The following is a 23,408-nucleotide window of genomic DNA, read 5'->3' as shown; positions in this document are numbered from 1 at the left end:
GGCGCTTCATGAAGACCTGTCTCGTCGTCGATGACTCTAAGGTGATCCGCAAGGTTGCGCGTCATATCCTGGAAACGCTCGACTTCACTGTTACCGAAGCCTGCGACGGCCGCGAGGCGTTGGCCTCATGCATGGCCTCGATCCCCGACGTGATTCTGCTCGACTGGAACATGCCGGTCATGAGCGGCATGGATTTCCTGCGCGCGCTGCGTGAAGCCGATGTTCCCCGCCGGCCCAAGGTCGTGTTCTGCACCACCGAGAACGGCATGGCGTATATCCGTGCGGCGATCGAAGCCGGGGCGGACGAATATGTCATGAAGCCGTTCGATCGCGATACGCTGGAATCGAAGCTCCAGATCGTCGGCATGGCCTGATCCGGGCAGCGCCGTGACGACCCGCCCTCACATCGCTGCGCGGCCTGGGAATCGCGACGGTCTCGATGCCGCAAGTGTATTGATCGTCGACGATTCGGTTGTCGCGCGGGCGGTGATCGCCCGGTTGATCGACGCTAGCGACCGTTTTTCGGTGGTTGGTGCCGTCGGCACCGCCGCCGCGGCGCTGGCATTTCTCGATCGGGCAAGCGTCGACTTCATCCTGCTCGACATCGAGATGCCGGGGATCGATGGACTCAGCGCGCTCCCCGACCTTATCGCGGCGGGGAGGGGGGCCAAGGTCCTGATCGTGTCGTCGAGCGCGGACGAGGGCGGTGCTACCGCCGTCCGCGCGCTGACGCTTGGTGCTGCCGAAACGCTGACCAAGCCGTCTACCAGTGCATTGTCCACGCGGTTCGGTTCGGCGTTGGTCAGCAAGCTCGAGACGCTGTGCGAATATCCCACGAGAATGCCGCCTGCGTTGGTCGTGCGCTCGCCCGCCGCGCCATCCTCCATCGTACCACCTCCCCCAGTACAGGCGCCGCCGGTCCGCCCGGTATCGTCGATCGACGATTTTGACATCGTCGCAATCGGGGCATCCACGGGCGGTATTCATGCGCTGAGCCGGATGTTCCGCGAGCTTCCCGCCGGGTTCCGGCTGCCGATCGTCGTCACCCAGCATTTGCCGGCCTCCTTCATGCCGTATTTCGCGGCGCAGGTCGCACAGCTTGCCGGGCGACCGTGCGAGGTCGCGACCGACCGGACGCGGATCCGGCCGGGACGGATCATCATCGCACCAGGCGACGCGCATCTCAAATGCGTCAGGTTGTCCGAGGGGGGGGCGGCGTTCCGCCTGACCCGCGACGTGGCAGCAAGCGGCTGCATGCCGTCGGTCGATCCGATGCTGGCGTCGCTCGCCGACGTCTATGGCCCGCGCCTGCTGGCAATCGTGCTGAGCGGCATGGGGCGCGACGGTGCCGAAGGGGCGCGGCGCGTGCATGATGGCGGCGGGTGCGTCGTCGTGCAGGATCAGGCGAGTTCGGTCGTATGGGGCATGCCCGGCGCCATCGCTTCGGCGGGCATTGCGGACGCAGTGCTGGCGCCGGACGCTATCGGCCGTCTTGTCGCAACGCGGCGTCGACCATGATGCCTCGCGCCGTTCCCGCACCCGCCGCGTCGCAGACCGCAATCAACGTCCTGACCGCCTTGCTCGAGGCACGTACCGGGCAGCAGATCGCCGCGTATCGCTCATGGCGGCTCGACACCGCGTTGAAACCCCTGTTGCGCGCACGCAAGCTCGAGACGCTCGACCAATTGGTGACCCAGTTGCTGCAGGGAAGCGATCGTTCGATCGGCGACTCCATCGTCGATGCGCTCGTCAACCAGGAGACGTCGTTCTTCCGCGACGCGCAGGTGTTCGAGATGCTCGCCGAGACCGTCGCCCAAGCCGAGCATGACGGTCGTCGCGCGCGAATCTGGTGCGCGGGCTGTTCGACCGGGCAGGAGCCGCTGTCGCTCGCGATGCAGTTCGCCGAGCGGCGCGAGGCGAGCGGTGCGCCGCTGCCCGAGATCGTCGCCACCGACGTGTCGGATGCCGCCGTCGCGCGCGCGCGGTCCGGTCGCTTCTCTCAGTTCGAGATCCAGCGCGGGCTGCCGGTGCGTCGCATGGTTCGCTGGTTCGACACGACCGGCAGCGACTGGGTGGCGAAGCCCGAGCTTCTCGCGATGGTCGCGTTTCGCCGGATGAACCTGGTATCCGATCCAGCCCCATCGGGACAGTTTGACGTCGTCCTGTGCCGCAACGTGCTGTTATACTTGTCCCCCGACACCAAGGCCGAGGTGTTCCCGAAAATCGCCAAGGCGATGAAACCGGGCGGCGTGCTGGTCATGGGGGCAGGCGAAACCGTGATCGGCCAGACTAGCGCCTTCGCGCCGAGCAAGCGGTTCCGCGGCTTCTACGAGATCCCCGCACAGGAGTAATCGGTCCACCTCCGACCGGCCGGCACGCCGCCGTGACTTGCGGGCGATCCCGCCATATGGACCAGCCATCGTCCACCGGGTGTCTCGCATGCGCAAACTCTTCGATCCTATTCTCGCAGGCGGAAACCTCGGGGATCGACTCCGAGCCTGTCTGGGCGCGGTGCTCGGCATTGGCCTAACCAGCGCGATCAGTGCGGCGTTCGTTCACCCGCACGGACCATTCCTGCTGATCGCCGCGCCGATGGGGGCCGCCGCGGTCCTAGTGTTCGCGGTACCGGCGAGCCCGCTGGCGCAACCCTGGTCGGTCATCGGCGGGAACAGTATCGCTGCGCTGGTCGGGGTCGCGGTCAGGATGCTCGTACCGGTGCCCGAACTCGCAGCCCCAATCGCGGTAGGTGCTGCGATCCTCATGATGTCGCTGACCCGGTCGCTGCATCCGCCGGCCGGTGCGGTCGCGTTAACCGCGGTCATCGGAGGCCCTGCCGTCATCGACGCAGGCTTCGCGTTCGTGCTCATCCCGATCGCGCTGAACGCCATCATACTGACGGCGTGCGGAATCCTGTTCCACCGGTTTTCAGGGCACAGCTACCCGCACCGTGTGCCCGTCGCCGTGCCTGCGCCGATCGAAGCCGCGCTCCGCGCCGAGGATCTCGACAAGGCGCTCGCCGATCTCGGCGAAACACTCGACGTAAGCCGCGAGGACCTGGACCTGCTGTTTGGTCGTGTCGAATATCACGCAACCCAACGGCGTACGCGCATGGCTGGCGGCGGCCCCGTAGGACGCGCGGCTTAGCTGACCCCCAGGTCCGCCGGGCCGAACGCATCAGGCAGCAATTCCGATACGACATAGGTGCGGATCGCATCACCTTCCGCCGCGCCGCAATGCACCGGCAGGTCACGCTTACCCATCTGCGCGGCTTCGTTGATGACCTGGCGACAACGCCCACAGGGACTGACGGGGGACGTGCCGGTGGCGCGGCCGTCGGCGTCCATCGCACCGCCGATCACGCCGATCGCGACGATATCGCGGAGCCGGCCTGCGGCGCTGGCGGTGGCGATCGCAACAGTCTCGGCACAGAGCGACAGGCCGTAGCTCGCATTCTCGAAGTTTGCGCCGGTGATCACCGTGCCGTCGTCAAGCAGCACCGCGGCACCGACCGCGAACCGCGAATAGGGCGCGTGCGCGTTGCGCGACGCATCGCGTGCTGCGGCCACGAGTTGCGTTGCTTGTTCGTTCATGATGCCACCACGTCCCAGTTCACCGGTCCCTCGATCCCGTCGATGCGGCGGAAATCGCTCGCGCGCCACATCCGCCACGGTCGCGCGGTGTAGTCGGGCTTGAGGATATTCTCCACCGCCCATAGCGGCCGCGGGACGGCATCCGACAGCGTGTATTTCGAATCCACCGCTTTGCTGATCCGCAGCATCACCGGCTGCCGGGTGTGCGTCTCGACCATCGTCACGAACTGCGCGATGTCGGCGATCAGCGTCGCGCGGTCGGGCCGCGCGGTACAGTCGTCGTGGAACGCGATGTCGACCGCGGTCGGCAATGCGTCCGACGTTCGCGGTACGAAGGTGTTGAACGCGTTCGCTTGCTCGTCCGCGCGCTGGCACAAGGAATAGACGTGGACCGCACCGCGACGCAGGCCGGCGTCGGGCAGCGCCGCCCAGTTCGCCTCGAATGTCGGATCGCGGCGGTCGGTGCCCGACGTCGCGACGATATAGGCGAAGTCGGCGCCGCTTGCGCGCACCGTGCCCCATTCGACCGTGCCGGGGTTCTCGGCGAGATCGATGCCCTGCAACGGGTAGTGTTTGACGTCGGGGTGCCATCCGGTGGCCGCGGTCCAGCCGCAGATGCCGACAAAGCCGGTCGCGGCGAGCGCGGCCGCGAATTTCAAAAGTGCGTGAGCCATGGGTCTTCTAGTTGCGGATGTGGAGGACGCAGATCAGCGTGAACAGCCGTCGCGCAGTGTCGAAATCGACCTCGATCTTGCCGTCGAGGCGCTCCTTGAGCAGCTCGGCAGCTTCGTTGTGGACGCCGCGGCGCGCCATGTCGACCGTCTCGATCTGCGCGGGGGAGGATTGCCGGATCGCTTGGTAATAGCTGTCGCAGATCGCGAAATAATCGCGGATCGGCCGGCGGAAGCGCCCGAGCGCGAGCACCAAAGTCTCGAGATGCGTGTCGTCTTCGCGATGGATATGGATGCCGAGGCGGCCTTCCTCCGACTGCAGCTTGATCTTGTACGGCCCGGCATAGCCGTCGGCATAGGCTCGCTGCGGGGCGAAGTGATTGCCCTCGATCAGGTCGAAGATCGCGATCCGCCGCTCCTGCTCGACGTCTGGCGAGCGCCAGCCGAGACTGGTCTCGTCGAGTTGCACGTCGATGATCCGCGGGTCGGCCATACCGGTTCGATAGCGGGGGTCGTATCGCCTGTCACTTGGTCTGAGCGCGCGCAAGCCAAGAGCGACACGCGCTCCCCTCCCTGAAAGGGAGGGGCTGGGGGTGGGTAGGCCGGCTTTGGCCGCAACCGTTCCATGATGCGGAAGCCGACCCACCCCCGACCCCTCCCTTTCAGGGAGGGGCGAAGAAGGCGACTTATCCCCACATTCCGTCGCAGTGCGCTTGGACCCGACGCTTCGCATCGCGTAGGTGCAGGGGATGGCAACTCTCGCATTCCCCGTTCCCGCTGTCCCCGAACCGCAGCAGCTTCCCCGCAACGTCGAGGCCGAGGCGGCGATGCTCGGCGCGATGATGATCGACAACCGGCTCGCGGACGATCTCGTCGACAAGCTCGAACCCGGCCATTTCTTCGAACCCGTCCACGGACGCATCTTCGCGGCGATCAAGACGCTGCGCGGCAACGACATGCTGGTGACGCCGGTGACGCTGCGGCCGATGTTCGATGCGGACGAGGGTATGCGCGAACTAGGCGGGCCGGCGTATCTGGCGGGGCTGACCGGCAGCGGCGCGGGCCTGATCGGTGCGCGCCAGTTCGCGCAGCAGATCTACGACCTCGCGATGCTTCGCGCGCTCGTGTCGGTCGGTCGCACGCTGGTCGATCGCGCGATGGACACCTCCGAGGAGGTCAATCCGCGTGCGCAGATCGAACTCGCCGAGGAGGAGCTGTTCAAGGTCGCGGCGGATGGCGGTTCCGAGAACACGGTGAAGTCGTTCGCGCAGGCAACGACCGCGGCGGTCAAGATGGCCGAGCGCGCGCTGAACTCTGGCGGCAATCTGTCGGGTGTCACCACCGGCATCGATTCGATCAACGCGAAGATCGGCGGCATGCATCACAGCGATCTCATGATCCTCGCCGGCCGTCCGGGCATGGGCAAGACGTCGCTCGCCACCAACATCGCGTTCAACGCCGCGCGGCGCTGGATGCGCGACATGGCCGACGGAATCGCGCCGAAGGACTCGGTCGGCGCAAAGGTCGCGTTCTTCTCGCTGGAAATGTCCGCGGATCAGCTGGCGACGCGTATTCTCGCCGAGCAGTCGCAGATCAGTTCCGAATCACTCCGCATGGGTAAGATCAGCCGCACCGAGTTCGCACAGCTCGCCGCCGCCGCAGCCGAGCTTGAGAATCTGCCCCTGTTCATCGACGACACCGGTGGTCTCTCGATCGGCGCGCTGCATACGCGCGTCCGCCGGTTGCAGCGTCGGCACAACAACGAGATAGGGCTGGTGGTGGTCGATTACCTCCAGCTGTTGTCGGGCTCGGGCAAGAGCAAGGACGGCAACCGCGTCCAGGAAATCTCCGAGATTTCGCGCGGCCTGAAGACCTTGGCGAAGGACCTCAACGTCCCGGTGCTGGCACTGTCGCAGCTGTCGCGTGCGGTGGAATCGCGCGAGGACAAGACGCCTATGCTGTCGGATCTTCGCGAATCCGGTTCGATCGAGCAGGACGCCGACATGGTCTGGTTCGTGTACCGCGAGGACTATTACGTCGCGTCGAAGGAGCCCAAGCGCCCGGCGGAGGGCGACAGCTCGAAGATCTTCGAGGACCATGCGTCGTGGGCGGCGGAGATGGAGCGGGTCTACGGCCTGGCGGAGCTGATCATCGCCAAGCAGCGCCATGGCGCGACGGGGAAGGTCCGGATGAAGTTCGATCCGACGATCACCAAGTTCTCGGATCTGGCGGAGTATTGAGGTCATCGTCTCCCTCGCCCCTGCGGGGAGAGGGAAGGGGCCCGCCGCTCTTGCGGTGGGAAGGGAGAGGGGAGTGTGGCTCGGGACGTCGCATCCCAACTCCCCTCTCCCTTCCGTCGCCAAGTGGCTCCTCCCTCCCTCTCCCCGTAGGGGCGAGGGAAAGTGGTTAGATCATCGGATCGTAATCGGTAGGCGCGTGGATGCCGCATTCGACCTTGTCGAAACTGCGCCAGCGGCCTGCGCGCGGGTCTTCGCCGGGGGCGACCTTGGTCGTGCAGGGCGCGCAGCCGATCGAGAGATAGCCTTGCGCTTCCAGCGGATGTCGCGGCAACTCATGCTCGGCAAAATAGGCGTCGAGCTTGGCCTTGTCCCAATCCGCCAGCGGGTTAATCTTCAAGCGGCCCTCGTCCTCTTCGAAGCGGGGGAGAGCGGTACGGGTGCCCGACTGGAACCCCTTCCGTCCTGAAATCCACGCATCGAATGGGGCGAGCGCGCGCCGCAACGGCTCCACCTTGCGAAGATCACAGCAGCCATCGGGATCATAGGACCAGCGCAGCCCCGTCTTGTCCTTGATCGCGAGCAACCGCGGATCGGGACGGAACACGCGCAGGTCGGTGAAGCCCAATTTCTCCGCTAGCTCGTCGCGATACGCCAGCGTCTCGCCGAACATCTTCTGCGTATTCGTGAACACCACCGGCACATCGACATCGACCTGCGCGACCATGTGCAGCAGCACCGCCGACTCCGCGCCGAACGACGACACCGCCGCAATCCGCCCGCGCAACTCGCCGACCAGCAGTTCGAACAGCATCTCCTGCGCGGAGATGCCTTCGAACCGGTCCTGCATCGCCACCGCGTCGGCGCGCGTGAACGCCGGCGTGACGTCGATCATGTCGAGTTGGCGCGCGGGCTCACCCATGGCGCAGCTTCCACACCGGCACGGCACCGTCCGCCGCCTTCTGGTACGGCGTGTCGTAGCGTTCCAGGCTCGCACGCAGCACGTCGATATCGATCGGTGCCTGCGGTGCGAAGCTGTCGAACCCGCAGCGCCGCATCAACGGGATCTGGTCGACCAGCACATCGCCCTGCGCACGCAGTTCACCGGTATAGCCCGCCTCGCGGAGGATCCGCGCGGACGAATAGCCGCGCCCGTCGCGGTAGCCGGGGAAGCTCACCTCGATCAGCGCTAGCTGGTCGATCTGCGGCAACAGCGCGCGGGCATCGTCGCCCGCTTCGAGGCGCACGGCGGCGGCGTTGCTCTGGCCGATGAACGAGTCGAGCGTCACCGCAGGCTCGTCATGCGGCTCGTCGTCGCGGAAGCGGAGCAGCGTCTGGTCCGGATACTCAACCATAGATCGCCTCCTTGAACGTCTCGAAGCCGACGCGGCGGTAGGTGTCGAGGAAACGCTCGCCGGGATCGCGGACCTGCAGGTACCGGTCGGTGACGCGTTCGATCGCGTCGACCACGCCGTCCTCGGAGAAACCGGGGCCGGTGATCTTCGCGAGGCTCACGTCCTCCGCGCCCGAACCGCCGAGCGAGAGCTGGTAATTCTCGGTGCCCTTCTTGTCGACGCCGAGGATGCCGATGTGGCCCGCGTGATGATGCCCGCACGCGTTGATGCAGCCGCTGATCTTGAGCTTCAGTTCGCCAAGGTCACGCTGGCGATCGAGACTGCCGAAGCGAGTCGCGATCTTCTGCGCGAGCGGGATCGAGCGCGCGTTGGCGAGGCTGCAGTAATCCAGACCGGGGCAGGCGATGATATCGCTGATCAGGTCGAGATTGGCCTCGGCGAGCCCGGCGTCGTTCAGCGCCGACCACACCGCGTGCAGGTCGGCGATGCGGACGTGCGGCAGGACGATGTTCTGCGCGTGCGTGACGCGCAGTTCGTCGAAGCTGTAGCGCGTGCCGAGGTCGGCCATCACGTCGATCTGGTCCGCCGACGCGTCGCCGGGGATGCCACCGATCGGCTTCAGGCTGATGTTGACGATCGCATAGCCCGGCTGCTTGTGGGCCTTGACGTTCTGGTCGAGCCAGACCGCGAAGTCGGGATCGCTGCGGTCGATGTTGGTCGAGGCGTTGGCGTCGAAGTCAGGCGCGCCGAAATGGCTCGTGATGCGCTCCAGTTCCGCGCGCGGAGGATCGAGGCCGAGGCCCTTCACCGCGGCGAACTCCTCCTCGACCTGGCGGCGATATTCGTCGGGGCCGATCTCGTGCAGCAGGATCTTGATCCGCGCCTTGTAGATGTTGTCGCGGCGGCCGTAGCGATTGTAGACGCGCAGGCACGCCTCGAGATAGCTCATCAGGTCGTCGGCGGGAACGAAATCGCGGATCTCGTGGCTGATCATCGGCGTGCGACCCATGCCGCCGCCTACGAAGATCTTCGCGCCGAGTTCGCCGTCGCGGACGTGCAACCCGATGCCGATGTCGTGCAGCCGCATCGCCGCACGATCCTCGTCAGCCGCGATTACGCAGATCTTGAACTTCCGCGGCAGGAACGTGAATTCCGGGTGGAACGTCGACCATTGGCGGATCAGCTCGGCCCAGGGGCGTGGATCCGCGACCTCGTCCGCGGCGGCGCCGGCGAACTGGTCGGAACTGATGTTGCGGATGCAGTTGCCGCTGGTCTGGATGGCATGCATCTCGACCGTCGCCAGTTCCTGGAGGATGTCCGGGGTCTGGTCGAGCTGTATCCAGTTGAACTGGATGTTCTGCCGCGTGGTGAAATGCCCGTAACCGCGATCGTACTTTCGCGCGATATGCCCAAGCATCCGCATCTGGCGGCCGTCGAGCGTCCCGTACGGCACCGCCACGCGCAGCATGTACGCGTGCAGCTGGAGGTAAAGGCCATTCATCAGCCGCAGCGGCTTGAACTGGTCCTCGGTCAGCTCACCGGAGAGGCGGCGGCGGACCTGATCGCGGAATTCGTCGACGCGCTGGTCGACGATCGCCTGGTCGTATTCGTCGTATTTATACATATCAGATTACCCAGCTGCCGGCATTGGGGTCGGCGGGTTTGAGGGTCAGGTCGGGCCGCATCGTCGGGCCGAGCGCGCGGATGCGGTCCTTGATGTGGGCGGGGCGGGGGCCGTCGTCGGTCTGCGTCGCCTCGATGAGATAGGGGACGTTGACCCGGCGCGCGCCTTCCTCCGCCTGGAGGATCGCTTCACCCGCGACGCCGACGTCGGCCGCGTCCTCAATGTGGCGCGACCAGCCATTGCCGGTCCACCAGACGACGTCGCCGGTGGGAAGGTCGTTTCCGGTCAACAGCTTCATGCGGCGGCGTCCTCTGCTACGCGGGCCCAGCGGGCGAGTTTGTCTTCGGCGTCGGAGAGTTCGACGACTTCGCCGACGACGATGATCGCGGGGCTCTTGACCGCCTCGCGCGTCACCATCGGGCCGAGATCGGCAAGCAACGTGCGGATCGCGCGGCTACCTTGTAGCGTGCCGCGTTCGAGCACGGCGACGGGCATGTCGGGCGCGACGCCGTCGGCCATCAGCTTGTCGGCAATCTCGGTCGCCGTGGCGACGCCCATGTAGATCACGAGCGTGCGGCCCTGGCCGGCAAGCCCGGACCAGTCCTGCTCGGTCAAACCCTTGCACTGGCCCGCGACGAAGCTGACCGCGCTCGAATGATCGCGGTGCGTCAACGGCAGCATCGCCTCAGCAGCGCAACCGAGTGCGGCCGAGACGCCAGGAATCACTTCGACGGGGAGACCCGCAGCGCGAACCGCCTCGACCTCCTCGCCGCCGCGACCGAACACGAACGGGTCGCCGCCCTTGAGCCGGATGACGATCGCGCCGGTCTTCACGTGCGCGATGATCAGCGCGTTGATCGCCTCCTGCGGCAGCGTGTGGCGCGCGCGCTGCTTGGCGACCGAAATGCGCTGCGCTTCCGGCGGCGCGATGTCGAGCACGCGCGGGTCGATCAGCCCGTCATGTACGACGACGTCGGCGGTCTTCAGCGCCTCGACCGCGCGGACGGTGAGGAGCCCGGGATCGCCCGGCCCCGCCCCGACGAGTATGACGCGCCCGCGGGCGGTGGGGTCTAGGAGGCTTGCCATGCGACCGGAGATGGGCGGATGGGCGCTGCGCTGCAACCGAATGATGCTTTGGCGGGAGGTAGGATTGCTTTTGCGCGACGGATGGGGTCGTCCCACCCTTCGTCATCCCCGCGGAGGCGGGGACCCATATCGTCGAGCGCATGCAATCCTGCTGCAAGGCCGGCCAGTATGGGTTCCCGCCTGCGCGGGAATGACGGGGGGTGCTTTGGCCAAGCCTGCAATCGACAACTTGGGGCGACCATGCCGATTTCGCGGTCAGCCGTCGGCGAGGCCAATGCCGATGGACGCACGCGCGCTTTCGGATTCGCTGCTGACGACCGGGTAGGCGCAATAATCGGCCGCATAATAGGCGCTCGGACGGTGGTTGCCCGACCAGCCGATGCCGCCGAACGGAGCGCCCGACGAGGCGCCGTTGGTCGGCTTGTTCCAATTGACAATGCCGGCGCGGATGTTTGCCCAGAACCGGTCGTACAGCGCTGGCGTCTGGCTGATCAACGACGCGGACAGGCCGTAGCGCGTGTTGTTCGCCTCGGCGATCGCGGCGTCGAAATCGTCGACGCGAACGATCTGGAGGATCGGCCCGAACAGCTCGATATCGGGGCGGTCGGCGATGTCCGTGACGTCGATCAGCGCGGGTTTCAGGAACGGCAGGTCCGCGACCGGGCGTTCGAGATGGCGGATTGGGCGGCCGCCGCGCTTGAGCAGTTCGAGGAAGCTCTCGGTCAACTGCTCGGCCGCTTGGTTGTCGATCACCGGGCCCATGAACGGGGCGGGGTTGGCGTGCGGTTCACCGACGATGATCCTGCCGACCATCTTGTCCACGGTCGCGATCAGCGGGTCGTAGAGCTTGGTGTCGACGATCAGCCGACGGGCCGCGGTGCAGCGCTGGCCGGCGGTGGTGAAGGCGGACTGGATGATCAGGATCGCCGCGGTGTGCAGGTCGGGCGTGTCCCAGACCACGATCGGGTTGTTGCCGCCCATCTCGAGCGCAAGGATCTTTTCCGGCTTGTCGGCGAACGCGCGGTTCAGCGCGAGTCCGGTGCTGGCCGAGCCGGTGAACAGCAGCCCGTCGATATCGGGATGCGCGGCGAGTGCCTTGCCTTCGTCGGGGCCGCCGATGACGAGGCGGATGCATTCCGACGGTACCCCGGCGGCACGGAAACATTCGACCAGGAACGCGCCGACCGCAGGGGTCTTTTCAGACGGCTTGAAGACCACCGCGTTGCCCGCGATCAGCGCCGGGACGATGTGGCCGTTGGGCAAATGCGCGGGGAAATTGTACGGCCCGAGCACCGCGAGCACGCCGTGCGGCTTGTGCCGGACGGCGATGCGCGAGCCCATCGTCGCCTCCAGGCGACGCTGCGCGGTGCGATCGGCATAGGCGCTGACCGAGATGTCGACCTTGGCGATGACGGTCTCGACTTCGCCGCGCGCTTCCCAGATCGGCTTGCCGGTCTCGCGCGCGATCAGGTCGGTGAAAGCATCGTTGCGCTGTCGGACGATGTTGGCGAAGCGCCGCATCGTCTCGATCCGGAAGGCGAGCGGTTTCGATGCCCAGCTCGACCACCCGGCACGCGCGCAGGCGACTTCGGCATCGACGTCGCCGATTGGTTGACGCCAGAGAATCGCGCCGGTGGCCGGTTCGTAGGAGATGATCTCGGACATCTGCGGCTCTTGCCTTGATTCGCGGTGAGTTTCCACTGGGGGATGCGCCGTCTTCTTCCCCCCTCCCTGGAAGGGAGGGGTCGGGGGTGGGTCGGCTTCGATGAGTTCAGACGCTCGCGGCTCGAGCTGACCTACCCACCCCCAACCCCTCCCTTCCAGGGAGGGGAGAAATTACTGGGCTAGTGCTTCGCCCATCGTGCGGATCGCAGCGACCTTGGCATTGAGCAGCATCCAGTCGTCGTCCTCGGCGATCGGTGCCCAGATCGCCTCCACCTCGTCGATCAGCATGCTGCAGGGCTCGCCCGCCCAGTACGGGTGCGAGCGGTCTTTCCGGGGTTCGTAGGCGGCGAGCGCGGTGCGAACCTCGGTCCAGGGTTCGGCGTAGGCTTCGGGCAGGTCGCCACCGAACGCGTCGAAGAAGAAACGGTCGATGCCCACCCCTGAGGTGCGCAGCGCGCGTTCGGTGGCCTGGACGAGGTCGCGGTCGGTGTCCGGATCGCGGGGACGGACGCCGAGGCGCCAGAGGATCGCCTGCGTGACCTCGGGTTGATAGCGCGGACCGAACTGGTCGAGCGCGGCGACCAGTGGATCGCTCTCTGCGATCTGGCGAAGCGCGACGGCGAGTTGCATCACGTCCCAGTGGATTGCCTCGGGCTGGCGGCCGAACGCGTAGAGGCCCTGATGGTCGAAATAGGCGGCGGTGAACGCGGGGTCCCAGGTCGGGGCGAACCGCCACGGGCCGTAGTCGAAGCTCTCACCGGTGACGTTGATGTTGTCGGAATTGAGAACGCCGTGGACGAAGCCCGCCGCCATGTAGCGTGCGGCCAGCCTTGCGGTGCGGCCGACGACGAGGTCGAGCAGGCGGACCGGATCGTCGCTGTCCTCGTCGTAGAGGTTGCGCAGCGTGTAGCCGACGAGCTTGCGCAATCCCGCTTCGTCGCGGTGGTAGGCGAGGCGCTGGAAGCTGCCGATGCGGACGTGGCTGTGGTTGAGGCGGACGAGGACCGCGGAGCGGGTCGGACTGGGCTCGTCGCCGCGCTGCAATTCCTCACCGGTTTCGATCAGCGACAGCGTCCGCGAGGTCGGAACGTTGAGCGCCTCGAGCATCTCGGTGGCGAGTATCTCGCGCATGCCGCCCTTGAGCGTGAGGCGACCGTCGCCCGCACGGCTCCACGGGGTCTGGCCCGATCCCTTGGTACCGAGGTCCATCAGGCGGCTCCGGTCGTCGCGCATCTGCGCGAAGGTGAAGCCGCGACCGTCGCCGAGATCGGGATTGTAGTTGCGGAACTGATGACCGTGATAGCGCAGCGCGAGCGGCTGGGGGAGCGTGCCGGGGAGGGGCTCGAACCGGCCGAGATGACGCGTCCATTCGTCATCCGTCAACGTGTCGAGGCCGACCTGAGCCGCGGCGCGGTCGTTGCGGAAGCGGGTTCGCGTCTCGGGGAAGTCGGCGGGCGCGACGGGATCGAAGAAGCCGTCGCCGAGGTCGAGGAGCTTTGCTTCGGGGTGATAGGCTTGCGGGTCGATAGGCATGCGGCGATATGGTGGCCGTTACCCGAAGGACGCAACCATGGCCGCTTATGAAAACCTCTATTGGTGGTCCAACGACGGGCTGAGACTGCACGCAAGGGACTATCCGGGGGGCAAGGAAGGCCAGCCGCCGATCATCTGCATGGCAGGGCTCACGCGCAACGCGCGCGATTTCGATGCGCTGGCGGCGCGGTTGGCCGGGCGCTGGCGCCTGATCGCCATAGACTTTCGCGGACGCGGCGAGAGCGCGTATGCGAAGGATCCGATGTCGTATGTCCCGCTGACGTACGTGCAGGACGTCGAGGCGTTGCTGACCGAACTCGGTATCGATCGGTATATCGCGTTCGGCACGTCGCTCGGGGGTATCGTCGCGATGCTGATGGCGGGACCGTCGCGCGGCCGAATGATGGCGGCGTTGCTGAACGACGTGGGCCCGGAGATCGACGCGCAAGGTCTGTCGCGTATCCGAGGGTATGTCGGCAAGGCGAGCGTGTTCCCGACCTGGATGCATGCCGCGCGCTGCGTCTCCGAGAACAACGCCGACGTCTATCCCGACTGGCAGATCGAGGATTGGCTGGCGATGGCCAAGCGGCTGTACCGGCTCAACAGTTCGGGGCGCATTGTGCTGGACTATGATCTGAAGATCGCCGAGCCGTTCCGCGTGCCGGGGAACGAGGCGGGGCCGGACATGTGGCAGGCGCTGGCCTCGCTCCGCGACGTGCCGACGCTGATCGTGCGAGGTGGACGGTCCGACCTGCTGTCGGCGGCGACGGCGGAGCGGATGGCGGCATCGCTCGATCGGGCTGAACTCGTGACGGTGCCGGGCGTCGGCCACGCGCCGACGCTGAGCGAGACGATGCTGCAGGAGCCGATCGACCGGTTGCTGGCGGGCGCGCTTGAGGGGGCCGCGATCCGCGCTTAGAGGGATGGCGGCGAGCGTTTCGCCGCCAATCTGCTGACAAGCCGGGATACTTGATGACCGAACTCTCCGACGCCCACACGACCGTTCGCCCGCTCAAGGGCCGCCGCGCGATCATTACCGGGGGGACCACCGGGATCGGCCGGGCGATCGCGGTGCTGCTCGCGGCCGAGGGCGCCAAGGTCTATATCTGCGGGCGCGACGAACGGTATCTGCAGGACGCGCTGGCGCGTATCCGCGAAGTCGGCGAGGGCGACGGGATGGTCACCGAACTGGCCGATCCCGACAAGGTTCGCGCGTTCTTCGACGCGGGCGAAGCGTATCTCGGCGGGTTCGACATCACCGTGATCAACGCCGCGGTCGCGGCGGGCGGCCTGACGCAGATGAGCGAGGACGAACTCCGCTATGCGATCGCGGTCGACTTTACCGCCTATCTGCTGAGCGCGCATCACGCCGCTCACCGCATGAAGCCGATCAGCGACATCGTCATCATCGGCTCGCTGAGCGCGCATATCCTCGGGCCGAGCTCGACGGTGTATGCCGGGGTGAAGTCCGGGATCGCCGGCTTCTCGGAGGCGTTGCGGCGCGAGCTGGGGCCGAAGGGGGTCAAGGTATCGCTGGTCGAGCCGGGCAAGGTCGGGTCGAACATGCAGTATCCCGACGTACCCGACGAGAAGCAGCGCCAGATGATCGAGGCGGAGCAGATGCTGCGCGCCGAGGACATCGCGGTCGGGGTGGAGTTCGTGCTGACGCAGCCGACCCGGACCGTGATCCAGCAGATCGTGATCGTCCCGCGGGCGCTCGAGGGGGAGTAATCCCTTCTGTTCCCCCGCGAAGGCGGGAGCCCAGGGTCACTGGGAACGGCGTTTGTGGCTCCTGGGCCCCTGCCTTCGCGGGGGAACAGCCAGAGCGCTGAGGTAACCACTTAGGAGGCTTCCATGTTCGACCAGCTCGTCTTCACCCCCGCCGACATCGACCTGTCGCGCTCGCCGCTGGCGGGAAAGGTCGGCGCCGAGACCTATGTGCTCGGTGCGTTCAACCCGGGGATGACGCGGCTGGCGAACGGCAACCTGCTGCTGATGGTGCGCGTCGCCGAAGCGCTGAAGCAGCCGGTCAAGAACGGCAACGTCCACGCGATCCGCTGGCAGGACGGTGCATATCTGCTCGATGCGTGGCCGTTGCAGATGGTCGATACCAAGGATCCGCGTAAATTCCTGATCCCCGGTGGCGGCTGGAAGGTGATGGCGCTGACGTCGCTGTCGTGGCTGCTCCCGGTCGAGCTGGACGCGGAGGGGCGCTCGGTCGTCGCGATCCATTACGACAAGGCGATCGCGCCGCGCACGTCGTACCAATGCTACGGCGTCGAGGATGCGCGGATCTCGAAGGTCGGCGACCGCTATCTGATGACCACCTGCTCGGTCAGCCCGGAGCGGCACTCGACGACGCTGTACACCTCCGCCGACGCGCTCGACTGGCAGCTCGAGGGCATCGTGCTCGATCACCAGAACAAGGACATGCTGATCTTCGAGGGCCTGATCGACGGGCAGTATTGGGCGCAGACCCGGCCGCTCGGCGACCTGTATTTCGCGTATCCACCGGGCAGCGAATGGCGCAGCGGGCCGTCGATCAACCTGTCGCGCTCGCCCGATGCGTTGCACTGGAAGCCGCACGACAAGCCCGGCATCCGGCCGCATGCCGCCACCGTCTCGACCGCGCGGATGGGCGGCGGCGCGCCCCCGATCCTGACCGATCGCGGCTGGCTGACCTTGTGGCATGGCGTCGAGCCGTCGGGCGTGGTCGGGATCTATCGCACCTATTGGTCGATCCTCGACAGGGACGATCCGTCGATCACGGTAGCGACCGAGCACAAGCCGTTGCTCGAGCCGAACCCCGTGCTGACCGAGCCGCTGAAGGACAGCCTGTACCTCGACAACGTCGTCTTCACGACCGGTATCGCCGACGCGGGCGACTTCTACGTCGTCGCGAGTGGAGAAGCGGACTTGGCGTGCCGGATTACGCATGTGGCGAAGGATGTGTTCGCCTGACGTCCGTAGCCGCGGGAGGCGTCAGAGACGACTCCCGCGGTTCGATCACGGAGCCGGTGTTGGAACCGGCGTCGGCGTCGGCTTTGTCATCATGAGCGTAATCCACTCGGTAATCTTCGCTGGCGGTATGATCGCGCTAGCGTTGACGCGGGCGGACAGCAGCCCATCCTTGGCGTAGAACGTCGCATCGTGGATCGTTGGGTTCATCGCCACGAATTCATCCGGAATGGACTTTATAAGGTCGTTCGGCGCGATCGCCTTGCTCAAGGCCTTCCTTGCTTCCTCGTTGATGTCGATCCTGGCGAGGTTTAGAATGCCGTTCGTAATGAAGACATACTGGCCCTTGAGTTTGACGTTGGGGACTCCCGTGACGATGCCGAGCGATGTGTCGTTCATCTTGCGGAAGTAGATCGGCAGCGTCGCTTCGAAAGGCTGGGACGCGCTTTTGTTCTTGAACGGGTCGCCCGGCGCCCGCTCGAGGACAGGATACGGAATTCCAAACCTCTTCTTCCACCGTATCGTGATCTTCGGAATGGGGTTTTCGAAACAGCTCCAGACATCGACCTTGCCGGCAATCGCCATGGTCGCATGATCGCCTTCAGCACGCAGTTCGCGCGTGGGCAGCGTGACGATCAGATTGTCCGGTTTGTAGCTACCACAATTATCGCTGGGCAACGGTAAGGCACCGATAATCGACGGAAACTTCTGCTGAAGGTCGGATAGGTCCAGTTCCAGCCTGGAAATCAGATGCAGTCCGTCGGCTTTGCCGACCACCTGAAAATAATCGTTGGCCACCACCCTGACCGGCGTTCCGTTGACGTCCTGGATGATCTCGATTGGACCAACGAGGAACTCCGCGGGCGCGGTCGGTGCCAAGGTGGATGTCGATGGCGCCGAGGTGGTCGTCGACGGGATCGACCCGGCGACCGGTTCGGTTTGGGCAAGTGCCGGCGTGACAACGCACGCGATCAGACCTGCTATGAATCCTGCGTATCTCATAAATTTCCCCCGAAATTTTCAGTGCAATGTCCCGTTCGGTCACAGCGTGTCGGTGACGTACGGGGTGAGCAGAGGGTATCAGGGGCGGCGCGGGAGTATTGCGTAACCTCCTCCGTACTGGAGCATCCGCTTTCGCGCCGGATTGTGGCGCCTTCATATCCCATGCTTGAAACGCAACGCCGACTTAGGGCATCGGTCGGCCATGGCCGCACCCCTCAACATCCTCCACCTCCACTCCTCCTTCGACCTGGGCGGCAAGGAGGCGCGGGCGGTTCGGTTGATGAATGCTTTTGGGGATCGGGCGAAGCATACCATCGTGTCGGGCGTACCGGATGCCCTGAGCGCGCGGGACTCGATCGCGAAGGGGGTGCGTTACGAGATCGCGCAGAACCCGCCGCCGCTGACGGGCAAACCCTCGGTCAAGCGCTACGAGGCGATCGCGCAGTATATGCGGCGGTTCGACCTGGTGCTGACGTATAACTGGGGTGCGATCGACGGGGCAATGGCGCGGCGGGCGTTCGCGAAGGGCGCGCCGCCGCTCGTGCACCACGAGGACGGGTTCAACGCCGACGAGGCGGGCGGGTTGAAGATCGAGCGCAACATCTATCGCCGGCTTGCGCTGGGTGCGGCGCATGCGCTCGCGGTGCCGTCCGAAGTGCTGGAGGGCATCGCGCTGAAAACGTGGAAGCAGCCGCGCGAGCGGGTCCACCGGATCGTCAACGGGATCGGCACCGCCTATTACGCGCCGAAACCCGAGCCGAAGGCGATTCCGGGCTTTACGCCCAACGCCAGGGAAGTCGTGATCGGTGCGCTCGCGGGTTTGCGCGACGTGAAGGACCTGACCGCCCTGGTGCGGGCGGTCGGCGGCGTTTCGGGTCGAGTACGGCTGGTGATAGTCGGGGAGGGGCCGGAGCGCGCCAATATCCTGCAAGCGGCGGCCGCGATGGGGATGGCGGACAAGCTGGTGTTGCCCGGGTTCCTCGACCGTCCCTACCGCTATATCGGTCACTTCGACATGCTGGCGGTGTCGTCGCGGAGCGAGCAGTTTCCGATTTCGGTGGTCGAGGCGATGGCGGCGGGCCTGCCGATCGCGAGCTATCCGGTCGGCGATATCAAGCAGATGGTCTCGCCCGACAATTTGCCGTTCGTGACCGAGATCGCCAACGAGGTCCGGCTGCGTGATGCGTTGCAGGCGCTGGTTGTCGATCCCGCTCTGCGCGCCTCGGTAGGCGCCGCGAACCAGGCCAAGGCGCGGGCCGAATTCGACGAAGCGGTTATGATCGCTCGCTATCGCGCACTGTACGAAGACGCCTTGAACCGTCCGGGCGCGCTAACCTAGGTCGTAATATTGCTCGCACGCTGCGTCCTTGCGATATAGGGGGCCGTATTTTCCGGGAGAGGTGACGTCGTGTTCAAGGGCCTGAAGCCTATCGTCTATAACGGTCGGGAAGTCTGGCCTCTGGTTGAGGGCGGCAAGGGCGTCGCCGCGACCAACCACGCGTCGGCCGGCGCCTGGGCTGCGGCCGGGGGCATCGGCACCGTCTCGGCGGTCAACGCGGACAGCTACGATCCCGACGGCAAGATCATCCCGCAGGTCTATGCGGCGCTGACGCGGCGCGCCCGGCACGAGGAACTCGTCGAATACGCGATCGAAGGCGCGGTCCAGCAGGTCGAGCGCGCCTACGAGATCGCCGACGGCAAGGGCGCGATCAACATCAACGTACTGTGGGAAATGGGCGGCGCGCAGCGGATTCTGCACGGCGTTCTCGAACGCACGCGCGGCAAGGTCGCCGGTGTCACCTGCGGTGCGGGCATGCCGTACAAGCTGTCCGAGATCACCGCGTCCTACGGCGTCAGCTATCTGCCGATCGTGAGCTCCGGCCGCGCCTTCCGCGCGCTGTGGAAGCGGGCGTATTCCAAAGCAGCCGAATGGCTCGCCGCGGTGGTGTACGAGGATCCGTGGCTGGCAGGCGGGCATAATGGCCTGTCGAACGCCGAGGACCCGTTGAAGCCGCAGGACCCGTATCCGCGCGTGAAGGAACTGCGCGATGTGATGCGCGAAGGCGGCATCAGCGACGACGTGCCGATCGTGATGGCGGGCGGCGTCTGGTATCTGCGCGACTGGAACGACTGGATCGACAATCCCGAGCTCGGCACGATCGCGTTCCAGTTCGGCACGCGGCCTCTGCTTACGCGCGAAAGCCCGATCCCCGAGGGCTGGAAGAACGCGCTGACGCAGATCGAGCCTGGCGACGTGCTGCTGCACAAATTCTCGCCGACCGGGTTCTACTCGTCGGCGGTGCGCAATCCGTTCCTGCGCTCGCTCGAAGCACGTTCCGAGCGCCAGATCGCGTTCTCGACGCAGGAGGCGGGCGATCACGTCTTCCAGCTCGACGTCGGCGTGAAGGGCAAGAACTTCTGGGTGACCCGCAACGACCTGCTGCGCGCGCGCGGCTGGTTTGGCGAGGGCTATACCGACGCACTGAAGACGCCGGACAACACGCTGGTGTTCGTCAGCCCGACCGAGAAGGGCATGATCCGCAAGGATCAGGCCGACTGCATGGGCTGCCTGTCGCAATGCTCGTTTTCGAGCTGGGCGGATACCGAGACCAACTCGACCGGGCGTCTGGCCGACCCGCGCAGCTTCTGCATCCAGAAGACGTTGCAGGACATCGCGCATGGTGGGGACATCGATCAAAATCTGATGTTCGCGGGCCATGCGGCGTATAATTTCAAGAAGGACCCGTTCTATTCGAACGGCTTCGTGCCGAGCGTCGGGCAGCTGGTCGATCGGATTTTGACGGGGGACTGAGGCGAGTGGCGTCGCGTAGCGATGATGTCGAACTTTCGATAGCATCGGCTTTGCGACACCTTGAGCCTTGAAGCAGATCGGCGTTTATCGCCTGGAGAGAAGGCTAGCGTGTTTCCCCGCGAAGGCGGGGACCCAGTCTGGGCTCCCGCCTTTGCGGGAGAACAAGGAAGGGTGGACCTACGTTCGAACGCGGCCGCACCCTTGTTTCGACAAGAGATGCCCCGAACAGGTCCGGAATCGGATTGGTTGCGGCATCTCGTTGCGCAAGCTCAACAGGAATAGGATGCACCTATGACGTTACACGCCTGGTGGTTGTTCGTGGTCGCGATATTCCTCCTGTGCGGAACGCCCGGACCCAACATGCTGCACGTCATGACGCGCAGCATCGCGTTCGGCGCGCGGCGCAGTGTCGCGGCGATGGCCGGCTGCCTGACCGCGCTGGTGCTCGTGCTGGCGGCGTCGGCGGCGGGCGTGTCGGCGCTGCTCGCGGCATGGCCTCGGGTATTCGATGCGCTGCGCTATGCCGGCGTCGCGTACCTCATATTCCTCGGGATCAAGGCGTGGCGCGGGGCGGGGTCTCCGATCGACGTCGGCGACGACACGACGCCGGTGGCGCTCCCCCCGACCGTGTCGGCGTGGCGCCTTTACCGCGGCGGTTTCGTGATCGGGATCAGCAATCCCAAGCTGCTGTTGTTCGCCGCAGCATTCCTGCCGCAGTTCGTCGACCGCGCCTTACCGCAGGCGCCGCAGTTCGCGATCCTCGTGGTGACCTTCGCGGTGGTCGAGAGCTTCTGGTACGGCATGTATGCAGCCGGTGGGCGGACGCTCGCGCGCTATCTGACGCGCCCGGCCTTGCGACGCGCGTTCGACCGCGTAACGGGGGCGATCTTCGTTGGTTTCGGTCTCGCTTTGCTGCGCGTGCGAGCATAGCATGAGCGTGCTGCGCCATTGCCGTTCGGGGCAATAGCGCGCATAGCTGAGCCATCGTGGCGCTTCGTACGGGCAGGTTGCGACTGAGAGATGCTTTGCGCTCCCGCTCCGAGCCGGGAATGCCGCATGACGATCACTTCAGCCATCGTGACCTCAGGGATCGCATCGTGACGACGGGCACCGATACGGTCGTGCCGATCTCGCGGGCGGTCAACGTCAGCGTCGAACAGCCCCAGGTCGTCGCAATGTGCAAGAAGCATGACGCGATCATCAGTGCGATCGAGACGCTGCCATCGGGCGGTACGCGCGTCGTGCTGATGAACAGCGCGGATGCCGCGAAGATCATCAAGGCGTTCGGATCGAAGGTCCTGACCGGGACGGTAGCGCGAACCCACTGGATGCGCGCGGTTTAAGAGCGTCGCGATCCTCCCCCGCCAGGGGGAGGTGGCTGCCCTTGCCAGACGGACGGGGAGGAAAGGGCAGCCTTTGCTCCGTATCCTCCCGCTCCGTCACCTTCGGTGCCACCTCCCCCTGCCGGGGGAGGATCGTTCATGTTGCGCGGTAGCGTATCAGTCGGCGACCGTGCCGACCACTGCGCCGCCAGCGCCACCGACGGCCGCACCCTTCTCGACACTACCGCCGGTCGCGGCGGCAACGCCTGCACCACCCGCAGCACCGATACCCGCACCCTTGAGCGTCGAGCATGCGCTCATCGACACGGCGGATGCGACCAGCAGGGCGGAAACGGCAAACTTCTTCATCTTGGATACTCCTGTCTCTCCGGGGGTATCCAACAAATGCTGCACCGCGGCATCGGTTCCGAAATATTGATGCAGATTGTGTCGGCGGACTCAGATCCAGCCGTCGAGCACCTGATCCGGGGGGCGATGGCCATCCGCCCACATCCGGATGTTCTGGATCACGCGCTCCCCCGACGCCATCCGCCCTTCCAGCGTCGCCGAACCCATGTGCGGCAGCATCACGACGTTGGGCAATGCGAGCAGCCGCGGATCGATGACCGGCTCGTGCGCCCAGACGTCTAGCCCCGCGCCCGCCAGCCGTCCGGTCTCCAGCGCCTCGACGAGCGCGACCTCGTCGACGATTCCGCCGCGCGCCGCGTTGATCAAATACACATGCGGTCGCATCAGAGCGATCCGGCGTGCGTAGATCAGGTTGCGGCTGTCGGGATTGAGCGGCGTGTGGATCGTGACGATGTCGACCGCGGCGAGCATGTCGTCGAGCGATGCATGGAAGGTTGCGGCCAGCTGCGCCTCGCGGACCGCGGGCAGGCGGGTGCGATTGTGATAATGGATCGTGAGCCCGAACGCGCGCGCCCTCAGTGCTACCGCCTGGCCGATCCGACCCATCCCGACGATCCCGAGCGCCTTGCCGCCGATCCGGTGGCCGAGCATCCCGCCGGGGCTCCAGCCGTTCCACTGGCCCGACCGCACCAGCTTCTCGCCCTCCGCCAGCCGCCGCGGCACGGACAGGATAAGGGCCATCGTCATGTCGGCGGTGTCCTCGGTGAGGACACCCGGTGTGTTCGTTACGATTATCCCGCGCGCGCGCGCCGCCTTGAGGTCGATATGGTTCACGCCCGCGCCGTAGTTTGCGATCAGCTTCAGGCGGTCGCCCGCGCCCGCGATCAGCGCGGCGTCGATGTCATCGGTCACGGTCGGCACGAAGACGTCGCAGTCGGCCATCGCCGCGGCAAGCTGGTCTCGGTCGAGTTTGGTGTCGGCACGGTTGTTCTGCGTGTCGAACAGCGCCTCCATCCGGTCCATCAGCGTATCGGCCAGCTCGCGGGTGACGACGACCTTGGGGTTCGGACAGCGGCGTGTGTCGATCATGCGGATGGCTTGGCGAAGGCGCTCGTGCCCGTCAACGTCCCGTCAACGTCGGAGCCGCAACTTCGGTTGAGGAAAGCGGTTGGTCGCGATAGGAG

25 protein-coding genes are annotated in these 23,408 nt (G+C 65.9%); 12 read left to right on the top strand and 13 right to left on the bottom strand.

What is annotated here, in order from left to right; genetic code table 11:
• Window positions 1–8: 8 nt before the first annotated feature.
• The 4 genes from BM244_RS11865 (at window position 9) to BM244_RS11850 (ending at window position 3,144) form a co-directional block, all read left to right on the top strand.
• Complete coding sequence (locus BM244_RS11865) at window positions 9–374, top strand: response regulator (RefSeq protein ID WP_055878033.1); 366 nt, start codon at window positions 9–11, stop codon at window positions 372–374.
• A 79-nt stretch (window positions 375–453) separates the two neighbouring features.
• Window positions 454–1,518, top strand: a complete 1,065-nt coding sequence (locus BM244_RS11860; RefSeq protein WP_093399179.1) for a chemotaxis protein CheB — start codon at window positions 454–456, stop codon at window positions 1,516–1,518.
• Complete coding sequence (locus BM244_RS11855; protein WP_093399539.1) at window positions 1,518–2,351, top strand: CheR family methyltransferase; 834 nt, start codon at window positions 1,518–1,520, stop codon at window positions 2,349–2,351. The genes BM244_RS11860 and BM244_RS11855 overlap by 1 nt, the downstream gene beginning before the upstream one ends.
• A gap of 88 nt (window positions 2,352–2,439) precedes the next feature.
• Window positions 2,440–3,144 carry an HPP family protein gene (locus BM244_RS11850; RefSeq protein WP_093399178.1) on the top strand — a complete coding sequence of 235 codons (705 nt, stop codon included), beginning with the start codon at window positions 2,440–2,442 and terminating at the stop codon, window positions 3,142–3,144.
• Here the strand turns inward: BM244_RS11850 and BM244_RS11845 are convergent.
• Genes BM244_RS11845 through BM244_RS11835 form a run of 3 tightly spaced genes read right to left on the bottom strand, consistent with a single transcriptional unit; the run spans window position 3,141 to window position 4,754 of the window.
• Entirely contained in the window at window positions 3,141–3,590 is a 450-nt protein-coding gene (locus BM244_RS11845; protein ID WP_093399177.1) for a cytidine deaminase, read from the bottom strand. The two genes, BM244_RS11850 and BM244_RS11845, sit on opposite strands and share 4 nt — an antisense overlap.
• On the bottom strand, window positions 3,587–4,264 hold the full coding sequence (locus BM244_RS11840; protein ID WP_093399176.1) for a glycoside hydrolase family 25 protein: 678 nt from the start codon (window positions 4,262–4,264) through the stop codon (window positions 3,587–3,589). Before BM244_RS11840 ends, BM244_RS11845 begins: the two co-directional genes overlap by 4 nt.
• 7 nt (window positions 4,265–4,271) lie before the next feature.
• On the bottom strand, window positions 4,272–4,754 hold the full coding sequence (locus BM244_RS11835) for a UPF0262 family protein (protein ID WP_056050677.1): 483 nt from the start codon (window positions 4,752–4,754) through the stop codon (window positions 4,272–4,274).
• 256 nt (window positions 4,755–5,010) lie between these two features.
• Between BM244_RS11835 and BM244_RS11830 the strand changes: the two genes are divergently transcribed.
• Entirely contained in the window at window positions 5,011–6,501 is a 1,491-nt protein-coding gene (locus tag BM244_RS11830; RefSeq protein ID WP_056050676.1) for a replicative DNA helicase, read from the top strand.
• Between the two features lie 166 nt (window positions 6,502–6,667).
• Here the strand turns inward: BM244_RS11830 and BM244_RS11825 are convergent, their stop codons facing one another.
• The 7 genes from BM244_RS11825 to BM244_RS11795 form a co-directional block, all read right to left on the bottom strand.
• Complete coding sequence (locus BM244_RS11825) at window positions 6,668–7,420, bottom strand: phosphoadenylyl-sulfate reductase (RefSeq protein WP_093399175.1); 753 nt, start codon at window positions 7,418–7,420, stop codon at window positions 6,668–6,670.
• Window positions 7,413–7,853, bottom strand: coding sequence for a DUF934 domain-containing protein (locus BM244_RS11820; protein WP_056050673.1), 441 nt, complete (start codon window positions 7,851–7,853; stop codon window positions 7,413–7,415). Before BM244_RS11820 ends, BM244_RS11825 begins: the two co-directional genes overlap by 8 nt.
• The gene (locus tag BM244_RS11815) at window positions 7,846–9,477 is read right to left on the bottom strand and encodes a nitrite/sulfite reductase (RefSeq protein ID WP_093399174.1); all 1,632 of its coding nucleotides are present in this window, start codon (window positions 9,475–9,477) and stop codon (window positions 7,846–7,848) included. Before BM244_RS11815 ends, BM244_RS11820 begins: the two co-directional genes overlap by 8 nt.
• Before the next feature lies 1 nt (window position 9,478).
• The gene (locus tag BM244_RS11810; RefSeq protein WP_093399173.1) at window positions 9,479–9,775 is read right to left on the bottom strand and encodes a DUF2849 domain-containing protein; all 297 of its coding nucleotides are present in this window, start codon (window positions 9,773–9,775) and stop codon (window positions 9,479–9,481) included.
• Window positions 9,772–10,563, bottom strand: a complete 792-nt coding sequence (gene cobA / locus BM244_RS11805) for a uroporphyrinogen-III C-methyltransferase (protein ID WP_093399172.1) — start codon at window positions 10,561–10,563, stop codon at window positions 9,772–9,774. Before cobA ends, BM244_RS11810 begins: the two co-directional genes overlap by 4 nt.
• A 255-nt stretch (window positions 10,564–10,818) precedes the next feature.
• Complete coding sequence (gene astD / locus BM244_RS11800) at window positions 10,819–12,228, bottom strand: succinylglutamate-semialdehyde dehydrogenase (RefSeq protein WP_093399171.1); 1,410 nt, start codon at window positions 12,226–12,228, stop codon at window positions 10,819–10,821.
• 171 nt (window positions 12,229–12,399) lie between these two features.
• On the bottom strand, window positions 12,400–13,761 hold the full coding sequence (locus BM244_RS11795) for a protein adenylyltransferase SelO family protein (RefSeq protein WP_093399170.1): 1,362 nt from the start codon (window positions 13,759–13,761) through the stop codon (window positions 12,400–12,402).
• A 37-nt stretch (window positions 13,762–13,798) separates the two neighbouring features.
• On the opposite strand from BM244_RS11795, the gene BM244_RS11790 reads away from it, so the two are divergent.
• The 3 genes from BM244_RS11790 (at window position 13,799) to BM244_RS11780 (ending at window position 16,722) form a co-directional block, all read left to right on the top strand.
• Window positions 13,799–14,680, top strand: coding sequence for an alpha/beta fold hydrolase (locus BM244_RS11790; protein WP_093399538.1), 882 nt, complete (start codon window positions 13,799–13,801; stop codon window positions 14,678–14,680).
• Between the two features lie 53 nt (window positions 14,681–14,733).
• Window positions 14,734–15,492, top strand: a complete 759-nt coding sequence (locus BM244_RS11785; protein WP_093399169.1) for an SDR family oxidoreductase — start codon at window positions 14,734–14,736, stop codon at window positions 15,490–15,492.
• A 123-nt stretch (window positions 15,493–15,615) separates the two neighbouring features.
• Complete coding sequence (locus BM244_RS11780) at window positions 15,616–16,722, top strand: glycoside hydrolase family 130 protein (RefSeq protein WP_093399168.1); 1,107 nt, start codon at window positions 15,616–15,618, stop codon at window positions 16,720–16,722.
• A 45-nt stretch (window positions 16,723–16,767) separates the two neighbouring features.
• On the opposite strand, the gene BM244_RS11775 is transcribed toward BM244_RS11780, so the two are convergent.
• Window positions 16,768–17,721 carry a hypothetical protein gene (locus tag BM244_RS11775; RefSeq protein ID WP_093399167.1) on the bottom strand — a complete coding sequence of 318 codons (954 nt, stop codon included), beginning with the start codon at window positions 17,719–17,721 and terminating at the stop codon, window positions 16,768–16,770.
• Window positions 17,722–17,923: 202 nt separating this feature from the next.
• Between BM244_RS11775 and BM244_RS11770 the strand changes: the two genes are divergently transcribed.
• The 4 genes from BM244_RS11770 to BM244_RS11755 all read left to right on the top strand — a co-directional run bounded on the left by BM244_RS11770 (window position 17,924) and on the right by BM244_RS11755 (window position 21,876).
• Window positions 17,924–19,060, top strand: a complete 1,137-nt coding sequence (locus tag BM244_RS11770) for a glycosyltransferase (RefSeq protein WP_093399166.1) — start codon at window positions 17,924–17,926, stop codon at window positions 19,058–19,060.
• 69 nt (window positions 19,061–19,129) lie between these two features.
• Window positions 19,130–20,533, top strand: a complete 1,404-nt coding sequence (locus BM244_RS11765; RefSeq protein WP_093399165.1) for an NAD(P)H-dependent flavin oxidoreductase — start codon at window positions 19,130–19,132, stop codon at window positions 20,531–20,533.
• A gap of 291 nt (window positions 20,534–20,824) precedes the next feature.
• On the top strand, window positions 20,825–21,463 hold the full coding sequence (locus BM244_RS11760; RefSeq protein WP_093399164.1) for a LysE family translocator: 639 nt from the start codon (window positions 20,825–20,827) through the stop codon (window positions 21,461–21,463).
• Between the two features lie 167 nt (window positions 21,464–21,630).
• On the top strand, window positions 21,631–21,876 hold the full coding sequence (locus BM244_RS11755) for a hypothetical protein (protein WP_254784417.1): 246 nt from the start codon (window positions 21,631–21,633) through the stop codon (window positions 21,874–21,876).
• A 156-nt stretch (window positions 21,877–22,032) separates the two neighbouring features.
• Here BM244_RS11755 and BM244_RS11750 read toward each other — a convergent pair whose 3' ends face one another.
• Both BM244_RS11750 and BM244_RS11745 read right to left on the bottom strand, forming a co-directional pair.
• On the bottom strand, window positions 22,033–22,224 hold the full coding sequence (locus BM244_RS11750) for a hypothetical protein (RefSeq protein WP_093399163.1): 192 nt from the start codon (window positions 22,222–22,224) through the stop codon (window positions 22,033–22,035).
• A gap of 90 nt (window positions 22,225–22,314) precedes the next feature.
• Window positions 22,315–23,313, bottom strand: a complete 999-nt coding sequence (locus BM244_RS11745; RefSeq protein ID WP_093399162.1) for a 2-hydroxyacid dehydrogenase — start codon at window positions 23,311–23,313, stop codon at window positions 22,315–22,317.
• Window positions 23,314–23,408: the final 95 nt, after the last annotated feature.

Source organism: Sphingomonas sp. OK281, from assembly GCF_900115295.1.
Lineage (GTDB): Bacteria > Pseudomonadota > Alphaproteobacteria > Sphingomonadales > Sphingomonadaceae > Sphingomonas.
This window is presented reverse-complemented; position numbering and strand designations above follow the sequence as displayed.

Excerpts from the sequence above, each read along its gene's own strand:
- BM244_RS11770 (WP_093399166.1), top strand. The coding sequence starts at position 17,924 with ATGGCCGCACCCCTCAACATCCTCCACCTCCACTCCTCCTTCGACCTG.
- BM244_RS11835 (WP_056050677.1), bottom strand. The coding sequence starts at position 4,754 with ATGGCCGACCCGCGGATCATCGACGTGCAACTCGACGAGACCAGTCTC.
- BM244_RS11760 (WP_093399164.1), top strand. The coding sequence starts at position 20,825 with ATGACGTTACACGCCTGGTGGTTGTTCGTGGTCGCGATATTCCTCCTG.
- BM244_RS11820 (WP_056050673.1), bottom strand. The coding sequence starts at position 7,853 with ATGGTTGAGTATCCGGACCAGACGCTGCTCCGCTTCCGCGACGACGAG.
- cobA (WP_093399172.1), bottom strand. The coding sequence starts at position 10,563 with ATGGCAAGCCTCCTAGACCCCACCGCCCGCGGGCGCGTCATACTCGTC.
- BM244_RS11845 (WP_093399177.1), bottom strand. The coding sequence starts at position 3,590 with ATGAACGAACAAGCAACGCAACTCGTGGCCGCAGCACGCGATGCGTCG.
- BM244_RS11855 (WP_093399539.1), top strand. The coding sequence starts at position 1,518 with ATGCCTCGCGCCGTTCCCGCACCCGCCGCGTCGCAGACCGCAATCAAC.
- BM244_RS11850 (WP_093399178.1), top strand. The coding sequence starts at position 2,440 with ATGCGCAAACTCTTCGATCCTATTCTCGCAGGCGGAAACCTCGGGGAT.
- BM244_RS11775 (WP_093399167.1), bottom strand. The coding sequence starts at position 17,721 with ATGAGATACGCAGGATTCATAGCAGGTCTGATCGCGTGCGTTGTCACG.
- BM244_RS11795 (WP_093399170.1), bottom strand. The coding sequence starts at position 13,761 with ATGCCTATCGACCCGCAAGCCTATCACCCCGAAGCAAAGCTCCTCGAC.
- BM244_RS11815 (WP_093399174.1), bottom strand. The coding sequence starts at position 9,477 with ATGTATAAATACGACGAATACGACCAGGCGATCGTCGACCAGCGCGTC.
- BM244_RS11840 (WP_093399176.1), bottom strand. The coding sequence starts at position 4,264 with ATGGCTCACGCACTTTTGAAATTCGCGGCCGCGCTCGCCGCGACCGGC.
- BM244_RS11785 (WP_093399169.1), top strand. The coding sequence starts at position 14,734 with ATGACCGAACTCTCCGACGCCCACACGACCGTTCGCCCGCTCAAGGGC.
- astD (WP_093399171.1), bottom strand. The coding sequence starts at position 12,228 with ATGTCCGAGATCATCTCCTACGAACCGGCCACCGGCGCGATTCTCTGG.
- BM244_RS11810 (WP_093399173.1), bottom strand. The coding sequence starts at position 9,775 with ATGAAGCTGTTGACCGGAAACGACCTTCCCACCGGCGACGTCGTCTGG.
- BM244_RS11825 (WP_093399175.1), bottom strand. The coding sequence starts at position 7,420 with ATGGGTGAGCCCGCGCGCCAACTCGACATGATCGACGTCACGCCGGCG.
- BM244_RS11865 (WP_055878033.1), top strand. The coding sequence starts at position 9 with ATGAAGACCTGTCTCGTCGTCGATGACTCTAAGGTGATCCGCAAGGTT.
- BM244_RS11780 (WP_093399168.1), top strand. The coding sequence starts at position 15,616 with ATGTTCGACCAGCTCGTCTTCACCCCCGCCGACATCGACCTGTCGCGC.
- BM244_RS11830 (WP_056050676.1), top strand. The coding sequence starts at position 5,011 with ATGGCAACTCTCGCATTCCCCGTTCCCGCTGTCCCCGAACCGCAGCAG.
- BM244_RS11790 (WP_093399538.1), top strand. The coding sequence starts at position 13,799 with ATGGCCGCTTATGAAAACCTCTATTGGTGGTCCAACGACGGGCTGAGA.
- BM244_RS11745 (WP_093399162.1), bottom strand. The coding sequence starts at position 23,313 with ATGATCGACACACGCCGCTGTCCGAACCCCAAGGTCGTCGTCACCCGC.
- BM244_RS11750 (WP_093399163.1), bottom strand. The coding sequence starts at position 22,224 with ATGAAGAAGTTTGCCGTTTCCGCCCTGCTGGTCGCATCCGCCGTGTCG.